This window comes from Maribacter sp. 1_2014MBL_MicDiv, from assembly GCF_001865655.1.
GTDB classification, from domain to species: Bacteria; Bacteroidota; Bacteroidia; order Flavobacteriales; family Flavobacteriaceae; genus Maribacter; species Maribacter dokdonensis.
Genome location: NZ_CP011318.1, coordinates 1,451,547 through 1,465,039, shown reverse-complemented (window position 1 = coordinate 1,465,039; position 13,493 = coordinate 1,451,547). Strand labels below are relative to the sequence as shown.

Here is a 13,493-nt window from a genome sequence, read left to right as displayed (position 1 = left end):
TTACGAAAATTTAAAGAGGGCAAGGCTACTATGAAAAAGATTTATGCATATCTATCGGTTTTTATATTTATTACAAGTTGTGCAACCTATAGTACAAAATATGTAGATGATAAATATGCTGTAGATGTTGATAGCTCTAAAGAAGTTTCACATACATTTTATTTAATTGGTGATGCAGGTTTGTCTCCAATTGGGGGTATGAATCCTGCACTCAAAATTTTCAAAAATAAGTTGGATAAGGCAGATAAGAACAGTACTGCCATATTTTTGGGTGATAATATTTATCCTGCTGGGCTACCGGATCCAAAAGATTCTACACAAGCCTATATAGAGGCAAAAAATCATTTAGATGCCCAAATAAAAACTTTGGAGAATTTTAAGGGCAGACCACTATTTATACCTGGTAATCATGATTGGTACACTGAAGGTTTAATTGGTCTGGAACGGGAAGAAAATTATATAAAAAGAGCTTTAAAAGAGAAGGAAAAAGACCCTTTTTTACCTGAGAACGGTTGCCCAATAGATGTCATAGAAATTGGGGAAGATGTTGCCATCATTACAATAGATACAGAATGGTACTTGACTAATTGGGACAAACGCCCCGATATTAATGATAAATGCGAGATCAAGAGTAGGGACAAGTTTTTTTTGGAATTGGAAGATGCCATAAAAGATTATAGGGATCGCACCACGGTAATAGCCATGCACCATCCATCAAACAGTTATGGCGAGCATGGAGGGCAGTATTCGTTAAGAAAACAATTCTATCCAAAAAAAATGGCAGTGCCGGTACCTGTTTTAGGTACTTTTATTAATGTATTAAGAACTACATCTGGCGCATCCATTGAAGATGTAAATAACAAGCGTTATAGAGAATTGATGAAAAGGGTAACGACCTTGGCACAATATTCTAATCGGGTAATATTCGCATCAGGACATGAACACACATTACAGTATATCCTTGAAAATAATACGCCGCAAATTGTTAGTGGTTCAGGTGCAAAAGAAGGTTTTACAAAGTTGCTGAACGGTTCTCAGTTCAGTACGGGGAAAATGGGTTATGCTACTTTAGAAGTATATAAAGATGGGTCGTCAAGAGTTAGATTTTATGGTGTTGGCGAAAACAATAATGAAGAATTTTTGTTTACAAATGAAGTGTTGCCACCTACGCAAGTTACGTTTGAAGCTGAACTTACAGTCAGTTTCCCAGATTCTGTAGAGGCGTCCGTATACACAGATAATGAGATTGAAAAAAGTAGGTTTTATAAAGGAATTTGGGGTGAACGCTATCGTAAGTATTATGGGACAAAGGTAAAGGTGCCTACGGTACGTTTAGATTCCCTTATGGGTGGTCTTGAACCTGTTAAGAAAGGCGGAGGTCATCAATCTAAATCACTTCGTCTTCGCGCAAAGGATGGTAGGGAATATGTCATGCGAGCTTTAAAAAAGAGCGCCGAGCTATACTTGCAGTCCATGGCTTTTCAGGATCAGTATGTATTGGATGATTTAAAGGAGACCTATACCCAAGAACTTTTGCAGGATTTTTATACAGGCTCACACCCGTATGCTCCTTTTACCACAGCGCGATTATCAGATGCTGTTGGTATATACCATACAAATCCTGTATTGTATTATGTGCCAAAACAGCCGGCTTTAAAGGAGTATAATGATTCTTTTGGAGATGAATTGTATATGATTGAGGAACATACGGGAGATGGTCATGGCGATTTGGCAAGCTTTGGATATTCAAATGATTTAAAGAGTACTGATGGAATGCTAGAAGACTTGCGTGATGATGAAAAGTATGAAGTGGACAAGGATCTTTATTTAAGAGCTCGGCTTTTTGATATGGTATTAGGTGATTGGGACAGGCATGTTGATCAGTGGAGATGGGCAGAGTTTAAAGACGAGAAAAAGGATAAGGTAGTATATAGACCTGTACCTAGAGATCGTGACCAAGTATACTCCAAAATGGGCGATGGTGCTTTAATGAATATTGCCACGCGTATAATACCAGGCTTAAGGTTAATGGAAGGTTTTAATGAAGAAATTAGAAGCGTAAAGGGCTTTAACTCTTCTCCTATGACCTATGTTTTGGATCTTACCTTGTTAGGAGAAACAGAAAAAAGTCAATGGTTGGCTCAGGCAAAATACTTGCAAGAGAATTTAAAGGAAAGTGATATTGATGAGGCGTTTAAGGCTTTCCCAGAAGAGGTAAGGGATGAAACGGTCAATGAAATTAAGCAAAGACTTTTGGCACGCCTAAGCCACATTCAAGAAACGGCAAATGAATACTACAAGATTTTAAATAAGTATGCTGTTGTAGCGGGTACCGACAAAGATGATTGGTTTGAAATCAATAGACTTAATGATACAGAAACTGAGGTAAAGGTTTTTAGAAATATAGAAGATAAGAAAAAACGTCTTTTTTATTATAAGATTTTTTCAAGTGATGATACCAAAGAACTTTGGGTGTTTGGTTTGGATGATGATGATATTTTTGAGGTTAGGAATCCTTCCAATTTTACGGGAGTAAAGGTGAGAATTATTGGGGGGCACAACAATGATATATATCGAGTGGATAATGGTAAGAACGTGGCATTGTATGATTTTAAGAGCAAGAAAAACACGTTTGAAAAGACAAGTGGGGCAAAAGTTAAATTATCAGATGACTATGAACTAAATACCTATCAACCACTTAAATTGAGAAATAGTTTCAATCAAATTATACCTACTATTGGTTTTAATCCAGATGATGGGGTTAGAATAGGTTTCTTAAATACATACACCTATAATGGGTTTAGACAAAATCCTTTTACGCAACAACATACCATAGGTGCATCTTATTATTTTGCCACAAGTGGTTTTGACGTAAAATATCAGGGAGAATTTGCCCATGTTTTTGAGAATTGGAACGCAGAATTGAAAGCCCGTTTTACAAGTCCTAATTTTGCGGTGAATTTCTTTGGTTTTGGTAACGATACAGAAAATTTTGATGATGACTTAGGGTTGGATTTTAATAGGGTAAAACTTAGGCAAATAGACTTTTTACCATCATTGGTTTGGAGAGGACAGTTGGGCGCAAAGGTAAAACTGGGGTTGTCCTATGAGAATATTAGTGTAGAAGAAACCAATGATAGGTTCATAAACACTTTTTACCAACAAAATGGAGAAGAAACCAATAGTGATTTTGTTGGGGCTCATGCTACTTATACTTACGAAAACAGGGATAATGAAGCATTCCCAACCTTAGGAATGGGAACTTCGTTAGAAGCAGGGTATAAAGAAAATCTTTCTAAAGAAGGAGGTAGTTTTGGGTACATAATACCAAGCTTAAGTTTTGATTATAAATTAATACCAAGCGGAAGGCTGGTGCTTGCCACGAAATGGAAAGCACATTTTAACTTAGGTGATGAATACGAGTTTTACCAAGCTGCTAGTATAGGTGGTATTGATGGTCTTCGTGGTTTTAGAAATCAGCGTTTTACAGGGAAAACTTCCTACTATCAAAATACAGATATTAGATTTAGTCTTGCTAAAAAACGCACAAGACTACTACCTACTGCAATGGGGCTTTTTGGTGGTTTTGATTATGGAAGGGTGTGGATGCCTGAAATGAGTTCTGGTCGTTGGCATACCTCTTACGGTGGAGGTTTTTTCTTAAATGCATCAGATATTATCTCGGTGAATACGGCAATATTTGCCAGTGAAGACGGACCAAGATTTACTTTTGGGCTAGGTTTCGGTTTTTAGAAAAGTAAATTATTTTATAGAATAGGTGTATAGGTTACCACCTTCACTATGTGCTTTTTCATCGGAAATGAGTAGGGTGTCATCATTGAGAAAACAAACCGATTCTAATTGAGAACGGGCACCTAGATCAATTTCTTGCATGTTGCCCTTTGTAAAATCATCCCAAGTAAAATCTGTAAAAATGAACAGCTTACCATAGCTAAGCGCAACGATTCTGTCCCCTTTCGGAGATATGTCAATTGATGTGATTTGGCATATTTTCCAATCTTTGCAAGGCGTAAATGAACCTACAAGGGTTGCCTCATAAGTACCCTTGGTATCTGGTACTGAGTAAATATGGGCTTCTCCTGTAAATGCTTTAGACCTGTTTTTGGTCACTATGAATATTTTACCATCGTGGTGAAAAATAGCTTCTGAATCGTAAAATAAACCCTCTTTTTTAGGTGGAAAATCTTTTTGGTCCGGATAGTGGAGCTTAATTTTTTCAGCGTCAATTTTGTCTCCTGGTTCAATAGTAGGGTTGGGTAGTTTATAGATGACCAAGTCTTTTCTTTTGTTGGCATTGTTACCAATATCACCGATGTAGAGATTGCCGGCATTATCAGTGGTTAGGTCTTCCCAATCTTGATTGTCACCATTTTTGACTTTAAGACTTTTAAGAATATCTCCCTTAAGGTTTATTTGATATATTTCATCTTTATTGCCACCATCTTCAATGACCCAAACTGTAGAATCGCCATAAGTAGCCAATCCAGAGTTTTCATCTAAACTGCCTGGCAAATCTGCAATTACTTTTAATTGACCGTAATTAGAGCACGAGGTGAATACAGATAAAACTAAAAATGTGCTTAATACTATTTTATTCATCTTGATCAGCTAATGGCATAAATACTTCAGCTTTCCAACGCAAAGCATCGCCACCCATATTTGGGTTGTTAAAAAAGAATTCTATTGGATTTTTTTCTATGGCAATGTTCTTTTCTTCAGCATAGTCCAATAAAGTGTACCAAGCTCTATCAGAGGTCATGTAGTTACCATTGTAAACAGCCTTAAGTGATTTTTTGCCAATGAACTCTTTATAAATAATATCTTTTATTTGAGGCAAGGTATCGCTTTTAATAATGGGGTAGCAAAAATTAAAGCTTATGCTATCATTTTGCATATTCCAATCTGTGGTTTCAATAAATGGAATACCGTTTACCTGAATGCCATTACTTGCTATTACGGAATTGAGAAAAGGATAACTCTCCATCATGCCAAAAGCCTTGGTTATCTGTGTGGTTTTGTGTTCAACGCAGGCACAATAAGTAGAAGGTAGGTTATCTTCTCCCATAAAAGTAACTTTAAATTCCTTTCTATGGGCATTGAGGCTCTCAATGAAATCGGTCACCGTTTTTCTTGATTGTTTTTCAAAATCGGTATCGTAAAATGGGATTACAAGTTTATTGCCCATACTATGGTCTTCATCTTTTACATTCACGATTAATTGTGAAGTAGAATCCGTAATGGGGGTTATGTTCCAATTATAGATATGGATAGAATCTCCGGTAACAACTTTTTGTTCTAAATTACCCAAGTTATTAAGCTGTCTTACAGTGGCATTTGGTAAGGTATTGTTCCAAGCTTTTAAAGCTTGATTTATAGTACCAGTATTAGATTTGGCTACAACCCTTATTTGATAATCTTGTGGTTTAACAAGAAAATACCAAAGCAATGCAACCATTAATATGGCAATGGTTATAGTTAAGCCTTTTTTCATGCGTATTAATTAAGTGCTAAACTTGAATTTTTCTTCATTTTAATTTTAGAGTTTAAAAGATCACCAATTTTTCTACCTTGGCCAACACCTACTTCTACCGCAGCTCGGTAGTGAATTCCGCCGTACATTCTACTAATGGCAGCTTCATCGGCAGCTTCGTTAAAAGAATTGAATTTTCTTATAGGTAAACCATAAGGAGTTTCGGTATCATCTTCAAAGCTAAAATCATCGCCAAAAATACTGGTCAATGCTGTAGAGGCAGCACCGGATACTACACTGTGTCCGCTGGTATATTCCGGAAATGGAGGAGTTTGTAAAATAGGTTTCCAGTTTTCATCTATATGTTGGTTGATCAATGTTTCGGGTCTAATAAGGTTGCTTCGGTATTTTTCATCCCAACAGCTAATGAAACCGTCAGCAATGGCCATTGAAGTTTTGGCGTATGCAAATACGGTATCATCAAAATTACTATCGGTCTTTTTTGCCGCTATTTTTGTAATACCGATCCAATGTGCCCCTGGAGTAATTTTTTTGGTAGCGAACATCAAATGACCTCTAGTTACCGAAACATAAGGGTTGCAATCCCAGAATTTGGCAATGGCCACTTCTTCAGATTCATCTCCGGTTTTGGTGATATCATTACTAATATTATAAACCTCAATAAGTTCTTTATAGAAGTCGGAGTCTTTTTCTAATGAGAATGGCGGTGGTGGTACTGGTTTAAACTGCGATGCCGAATCAATAATAAATGGGCGAATTTTATTCCAGTGTGGTTCTATACCATCCATATACGCAGGTGGGGTAGGTTGCCATCTCGCCGGGTCGTCTGTATTGACCGTAAATTTAGGCATTGTTCTGGTTTGACTGTAATTGTCCTTGTTCATCCATTCTTTAATATGTTCTGCCACTTTTAAGCCGTAGGTTTTAGAGGCTTCAAATTCCGGTTCGTTCATATTTTTCCATTTTGTGAACAAACTATCTTGCAGTACATCAAACTTATCTTCAGAAAAGATGAGCTGTCTACTGATGTTCATATGGGCAATTAATGCGGATAATTGTGGATTAATAGCAGATGCCGTATCTATCGCCGGTATTGGTTTTAAATCTTTTAGTTGACCAGATAAAGATTGGTAGTCAGGGTTTGTTTGAGCAACGATCTCATATGCCGCAATGTTTGGGTATGCAAATATTCTACTGGCTACTGGCGGAGAGAAAATATCATGGATCATGATATCTATAACATGGTCAATAGAATTATGTAGATCGTCTGGAGAAATCTTAATTGGTTCTTGTTTTTTCTCTGTACAGTTTGCAAATAAGACCACTGCTAAAAGTATAAATACATATTTTTTCATTGTACTAAGGTTTGAGTATTTGGTGCACCTCTGCTGCTTTGTCATTAAAGGTGAGCAATATATAATTGTTGTTGTTGAAATTGATTATGTTCATATTACGAATCGATTTTCCCGTTAAATCGAGACCAATTTTATTTGCTAAGGTAATATTGCTGTCGCTACTTATCAACGCCCCGGGAAAAGAATCAAAACGGCCATGGTATGGTTTAACTCCAAAATAATTTCCGGCTGCGAGTACCTCTGTTTTAAGATCTCCGTTAAAGTCAAACTCCAAGAAAGACATTATAGGTGCCAATTGCAGTACATAACTAAAAGGGACAAAAGAGAATTTACCATTGTTATTTTTAAGATAGCCAGAATTTAAAGTATGCACCTCTAAAATTTCGGCATTTGCTAGCATATTCTCACCTAGTATTTCATCTATGGGTTTGCCAGCGAAAGAATGGTAGTTGTTGAATTTTTTACGAAGCGAAACCATTTGGCTGGCTAATTCTTTTAATCCGTCTACAGGGTAATCTTTACCGTCTTTGTATGTACTTACAATGGTTTCTGTTGCACCATTTTTATCAAGGTCTCCATAATACATTTTCATAGGATGTTCTTCTGATGTGGAGAACTTCGTATTCAAACCCCAATTGCCTAAAAGAAAATCTTGGTCGCCATCACCATCAATATCAAAACTAGTGACAGTCTGCCATAAACCGTTTAACTTATCGTTTTCTAAAGGATGTATTTCTTTGAAAGTACCTTCATTATTTTCAAAAAATCTAGGGGGCATCCATTCACCTACAAATAATAGATCTTCCCATCCGTCATTATTGAAATCTGTGACCAAAGCATCGGTAACCATACCTAGATTCTCAAATGTATTGTCGGCTAAGCTAAAGTTGCCGTTTTCATTTTTTAATAAATAACTGTTAGGTTTATTTCCATAATCTGCACTTATAGATTGGTTGCAGACTAAAAGGTCCAAGTCATCGTCATGGTCGTAATCAAGTTTTAAGAGCACCGATGTGTTCTCGAACATTTCTGGAAATTCTTTTTTAGAATAAGTTTGATTATTTGATACGTAGTAGGAATTTGTAAGGGGCTTCATTTCGTTGTAGAAATCTGCACCACCTGTCCCTACAATCAAATCGTTTTTTCCATCATTGTTAAAATCTGCAATAATTGAAGTAACATCCTCTTTAATACTATCCTTTTTTATCTTTGGATAATCCGTTTTTTGAAATACAGTGTCACCTTGAATATAAACTTGAGAAGGAATGTATTTTGAGCCACCAAAGAAAATATCTTCTTTGCCATCTGCGTTTAAATCGCCTACACTTACTGCCGGACCTCTGTCTGACATTTGATAAGGAATCAATTTTTGACGTAAATAATCGCTATAAGCATCTTCATTATGAATATAGTCAATGCCTAGGTTGTTCAATGTTTTTTTGAACAGTAATTGCTTTTGAAAGTGCAGGCTATTATAATCAAAAGGTTTGTTTTGACTTGGACTAATATTCAATGTTTGATTTACTGCTATATTTTTTAAAGTCTGATAGCTTTTGTCCGGCCATATGATTTTTAAGGAATCAATAGTAGTAAGATCACCGTACCCAAAATGAATAATAGGTTCTGAGGAAGCCTGGAACCCACGAACCGTATACATTTCTTTAAATTGCTGAACACCGTTTGCGTAAGAGAAAATTTTAGTGCCTATACCAAATTTGTTTTTTGGCGTATAATCTAATTTAATTTTAAGCCAGTGGGCTTTATCATTAGTCGTGTTCTCTTGTATTTCCGCAGGGCTATAAAGATTGTTGGTGACTAAATCTAAGTCGCCATCATTATCTAGGTCACTATAGGCTGTAGCACCGGTTATTATAGTGTCTTGGGCAATCCAGTTTTTTGATTCATCGATAAATTGAAGGTCTTTTGAACCTTTAAAAATCATATTACCTATAAAACCCGATGGCATCATTTTAAGTGCCTTTTGATCTACAAGGTTGGTATTGTTGATTTTTGATCTAATGTTATCATTAGAAATATAGTTAATATAATCTAGATCATTAGGTCGTTTAGGTATGCCGTTACTAATATATAGATCTTGCTCACCGTCTTGGTTAAAATCCCCGAATAACGCGCTCCAGCTCCAATCTGTTGCCGCAACGCCACTTTGTAATGCGGTTTCTATGAATTTACCATCGGGTTGATTTACAGAAAGCATATTTCTTGTATACTGATTATGGTATCCAAAAGTTTCGGTTTTCATTTTTTGAATTTGGATATCATCATCACCCTCCGATGATTTGAGAATAACTTCATCTCTGCCCAACATATCCAAAGAAATTAAATCTGGTAAACCGTCATGGTTAATGTCTGCCACATCACTTCCCATAGAAAATCGTGTGGTATGTCCAAAAGCCTCTTTAATACTCTCTTTAAAAGTACCATCACCATTATTTAGGTAGTAATAGTCGTCCTCATGAAAATCGTTCCCAATATAAAGATCAGGGTAACCATCCTGATTAAAATCAGAAACGGCTATTCCTAATCCGTATCCATTTACTCCACCATAAATACCGGCTTCTTCGCTGACGTCAACGAATTTACCATTGTCATTACGTAGCAATTTGTCGCCAGTTTCGTAAATACGATTATGTCTTATTTGCGCATTACCGTAAGAATCTTGGGTGTGTATGGCATGGTTAAGGAGATATATATCTAAATCACCATCTAAATCATAATCCAAAAATGCGGCAGATGAGCTATAAGATTCAAAATCAAGATCAAATTCAGCTGCACTTTCTTTAAAAGTAGCATCTCCTTGATTTATGAATAGCTCATTATATCCATTGAATCCGTTTAGACCAACAACTGCACAAACATAAATGTCCAAAAGACCATCACCGTTTACATCTCCCATTATGGCTCCGGTATTCCAAGAACTATTACCCTCAACGCCTGCCTTTTCAGTAATATCTTCAAACTGTAAATTGCCTTTGTTGAGGTATAACTTATTCTTTACCTGATTTCCGGAAAAATAGATGTCAGGTAAACTGTCATTATTGATGTCACCAATGGCAATACCACCACCGTTATAAAAGTAGAGGTAATCTAATATGCTTAGGTCTTTGGTTTCGGTAAGTGTATTTTCAAAGGTGATGCCTGTCTCATTAGCAGAGCGTTTTGTAAATAATTCACCGGAATTTTGTTTGCATCCTAACGCAAAAACCAAAACAGATATGTACAATAACTTATTCCTCATTTAATCTATACAGTTTTGGAGTGTCGTCATTAATTGCGGCAATAATAAATTCGTTTCCGTTTTTATCTTTTATGGTTTTTAATTGTTTTACTTCATTACGTATAAAGAAACCACTGTCAGAATAATTTTGCCATTTAAAATTTAATTTACCGTCACCAAGAAGGACATTTCCATAGTTGGCATCTAGTCTAGAGTATTGAGGCTTAAATTCAAAATTATTACCTGCCATGACAAGGTCTAGGTTTCCATCTTTATTTACATCTAAACATTGAATGCCACAAATACATGAGAACTGTACTTGTGGTGGTAAAATTTTAATGGTGAAATTACCATTACCTTCGTTAATAGCAATAACAGATTCTGATATGTTTACCTGCTTTTGTATGGTATTATCTAGAATATCTTTTGAAAATAGTTCTTGAATAGTTTTTGTTGCATATTCTGAAGCTTTAATATTCTTTTTCTTCAGCGCTAATATTTGTGTTGTCAATTCTTTTTTCTGGTGTAACGGGTAATCGCCATTGTCATAGTTTTGGGTGGTAATTTGCTCAATGGTACCATCATTGTCAAAATCGTTCACCCACATTTTCATAGGCTTGCCAGGAGCTGGTTTGTAATGGATATTACTACCCATATTACCAAGAATTAAATCTTGATCGCCATCATTGTCTAAATCATAGGCCTCAACAGCTCCCCACCATCCATTTAAACTATCTAACGAACTTGTAAATTTACTAAGCCTTCTGCCAGAGTTTTTATAAATTTTTGGGCTTCCCCAATCAGATACAGTAATCAGGTCATCCTTACCATCACCGTCCATATCTACCCAGCTGGCATCCGTAACCATACCGGCATCTTTTAGATCGTATGCGGAACGTTCAGTTATATCGGTAAAAGTTCCATCACCGTTATTTGATAAGAATAAGTGGTCTGGGTTTACACCATACGTTCCTACAATACTTCTTGAGCCTACAAAGACATCTATATCGCCATCGCCATCAAAATCTGAGGGAGAAATTACCGCAACATTTTTATTGATGCTTGGAAGTTTGTTGGTGCTTAAAGAGAAATTTCCTTTGCCGTCATTTATGTAAAGTCTAATTCCGTAAGAACCTTGATTGCCTATTTCATTACCACCGGTACCAACCATAAGGTCAAGGTCACCATCTTTGTCGGCATCAAAAAATGATGCTGTTGTATCTTCTAATTGAGCTTCTTCAACAAAGAAATTTGTTATGGGTTTAGAAAGTGAACCATTGCCATTATGAAGATATAGTGCGCCAGATTGGTTTTTTGCACCACCAATAAAAATATCATCATTGCCGTCTCCGTTTACATCGCCAACCGCTAAACCAGGACCTTCTTCTGCCAATGATTTTGATATTAATCCTTCATTGTCAAAATCCATATAATTGTTTTCTTTATGGGTCAAGAAAGTATTGTTTTCTATAGATTTCAACAAGGTAGAGGCTTTGGTGTTTTTGACTTTGTAAATATCTGTTGCCTCTTCTTGGTTAAAGGTAATGGTCTGGTTTGCCTTTACGTTGTCAAGTTTTATTGTAGTGTCGTTTGGCCATATGATACGGACAGAATCTATAGTTTCAGTAGTGCCCAAACCAATGGTCATAGGGTAATCTACAGAAGATTGAAAACCTCTAGAAGGCATTAATGTTTGCTCAATAATGTTATCTGTGTAATATAAGCGGGCCACGGTGCCTATTCCAAACTTATTACCTTCTTCACCTTTGAATTTTAAAGTGATATGGTTGTTGTTAGACTGCGTTTCAGAATTGTTACGGTATACAAAGGCTTCCATGTTTACGTTGTTGACTACCAAGTCTAAATCGCCATCATTATCTAGGTCACCATAAGCAGAACCGTTTGATCTACTTGGCAGTTCAAAACCCCATTGTTTATTGTAATTACTGAACGTGATATCACCATTATTTCTGTACGCGTAATTTGGTAATGGGGTAACCGGCATTTTGTTTATAATAGAATCAATAGACTCCTTTCTGCCGGTCAATGCCATTTTTTGAATGATTTCATTGGCAAAGAAATCCACGAAATCAAGGTCTGTCAAATCATGGTTTATACCGTTAGTGACGTAAATATCTTTTAGTCCGTCATTATCCATATCGAACATGAGTCCAGACCAGCTCCAATCTGTAGCTTCCACACCGCTGAAATATGCAATTTCAGAAAAAGAGCCATTACCGTTATTAAGCTGCAGCGTGTTCTGAATATATTGCTGGTGGAAGTCTTTGCTCTGTTTTAACTTAAAAATATTATAACCTTCAAATTCCATCACCGATTTTACACGTTGATCCGGTTCAGGTAGCATATCCGTAATAAAGATATCGGTAAGACCATCATTGTTAATATCAGCCATGTCAATCCCCATGGCGGATAAACTTAGGTGATTGGTCCATTTTTGAATCTCCTCACTAAAGGTCCCGTCTTGGTTGTTAATGTATAAATAATCCCTTTCGTAAAAATCGTTGGAAACGTAAATATCTGGGTATAGGTCGTTATTTATATCCACTACCATTACACCTAATCCGAAACCAATTAGACTACCATAAATACCGGCGTCTTCACTGACATCTACAAATTTACCGTTGTCATTTCTTAAAAGCATATCGCCAACACCTCTAAAAATTTTTGGAACACCTTCCCAATCTTGGGCTCTTACTTCTCTTTGTTCGGCATATCCTAAGCTACTTACTGGTATATTACTGTTGTTTAGAATATAGGCATCTAAATCACCATCTTTATCATAATCAAAGAAAGAAGCATGGGTTGAAAAACCTGTTTCCGCTAAATTATACTCATGGGCTTTTTCTGTAAAAGTGCCATCACCGTTATTGATGTAAAGATCATTGTCATGATTGTTCCCCTCCATATTACCAGCGTTACTAACATAAATGTCTAGGTAACCATCATTATTGATATCTGCCATAACAACACCCGTTGACCAAGGTTTGTTTCCTTTTACACCTGCCTTTTCCGATATGTCTTCAAATTTTAAATCTCCTTTATTTAAAAAGAGTTTATTGGGTTCCATATTCCCTGTTAAAAAAACATCGGATAGCCCATCATTATTAATGTCTCCAATGGCAACACCGCCTCCGTTATAAAAATTGCGGTATTTGAAAATGTTGAATTCTTTTGAGTTCGCAACTTTATTTACAAAAGATATACCCGTTTCTTCAGGTTGTAAAAGTGTAAAAAGTGTAGGTTCACTATTATTTTCAAGAGTGTTACCGTCTTCTTTTGAACCGCAGGATTGTATTAGTAAAAAAAATAAGCCAAGCAAGCATAGCTTAAGAAAATTGAAGTTCATTCTTTTTATGTTTGAAATGGATTT

Annotated in this window: 6 protein-coding genes; 1 reads left to right on the top strand and 5 read right to left on the bottom strand. The window is 36.2% G+C overall.

Features of this window, described 5'->3' with window-relative positions; translation table 11 throughout:
- The first annotated feature begins 30 nt into the window (after positions 1-30).
- Positions 31-3,753, top strand: coding sequence for a metallophosphoesterase (locus YQ22_RS06025; RefSeq protein WP_071340455.1), 3,723 nt, complete (start codon positions 31-33; stop codon positions 3,751-3,753).
- Between the two features lie 9 nt (positions 3,754-3,762).
- Here YQ22_RS06025 and YQ22_RS06020 read toward each other — a convergent pair whose 3' ends face one another.
- The 5 genes from YQ22_RS06020 to YQ22_RS06000 are packed head-to-tail and all read right to left on the bottom strand — an operon-like array spanning position 3,763 to position 13,469.
- Complete coding sequence (locus tag YQ22_RS06020) at positions 3,763-4,620, bottom strand: hypothetical protein (protein WP_071340454.1); 858 nt, start codon at positions 4,618-4,620, stop codon at positions 3,763-3,765.
- Positions 4,613-5,512, bottom strand: a complete 900-nt coding sequence (locus YQ22_RS06015) for a transcriptional regulator (protein WP_071340453.1) — start codon at positions 5,510-5,512, stop codon at positions 4,613-4,615. The genes YQ22_RS06020 and YQ22_RS06015 overlap by 8 nt, the downstream gene beginning before the upstream one ends.
- 5 nt (positions 5,513-5,517) lie before the next feature.
- Positions 5,518-6,867 carry a vanadium-dependent haloperoxidase gene (locus YQ22_RS06010; RefSeq protein WP_071340452.1) on the bottom strand — a complete coding sequence of 450 codons (1,350 nt, stop codon included), beginning with the start codon at positions 6,865-6,867 and terminating at the stop codon, positions 5,518-5,520.
- A 4-nt stretch (positions 6,868-6,871) separates the two neighbouring features.
- Positions 6,872-10,123 carry a VCBS repeat-containing protein gene (locus YQ22_RS06005; RefSeq protein WP_071340451.1) on the bottom strand — a complete coding sequence of 1,084 codons (3,252 nt, stop codon included), beginning with the start codon at positions 10,121-10,123 and terminating at the stop codon, positions 6,872-6,874.
- Positions 10,113-13,469, bottom strand: a complete 3,357-nt coding sequence (locus YQ22_RS06000) for a VCBS repeat-containing protein (RefSeq protein WP_071340450.1) — start codon at positions 13,467-13,469, stop codon at positions 10,113-10,115. The genes YQ22_RS06005 and YQ22_RS06000 overlap by 11 nt, the downstream gene beginning before the upstream one ends.
- Between the last annotated feature and the right edge of the window lie 24 nt (positions 13,470-13,493).

Excerpts from the sequence above, each read along its gene's own strand:
- YQ22_RS06025 (WP_071340455.1), top strand. The coding sequence starts at position 31 with ATGAAAAAGATTTATGCATATCTATCGGTTTTTATATTTATTACAAGT.
- YQ22_RS06020 (WP_071340454.1), bottom strand. The coding sequence starts at position 4,620 with ATGAATAAAATAGTATTAAGCACATTTTTAGTTTTATCTGTATTCACC.
- YQ22_RS06015 (WP_071340453.1), bottom strand. The coding sequence starts at position 5,512 with ATGAAAAAAGGCTTAACTATAACCATTGCCATATTAATGGTTGCATTG.
- YQ22_RS06010 (WP_071340452.1), bottom strand. The coding sequence starts at position 6,867 with ATGAAAAAATATGTATTTATACTTTTAGCAGTGGTCTTATTTGCAAAC.
- YQ22_RS06005 (WP_071340451.1), bottom strand. The coding sequence starts at position 10,123 with ATGAGGAATAAGTTATTGTACATATCTGTTTTGGTTTTTGCGTTAGGA.
- YQ22_RS06000 (WP_071340450.1), bottom strand. The coding sequence starts at position 13,469 with ATGAACTTCAATTTTCTTAAGCTATGCTTGCTTGGCTTATTTTTTTTA.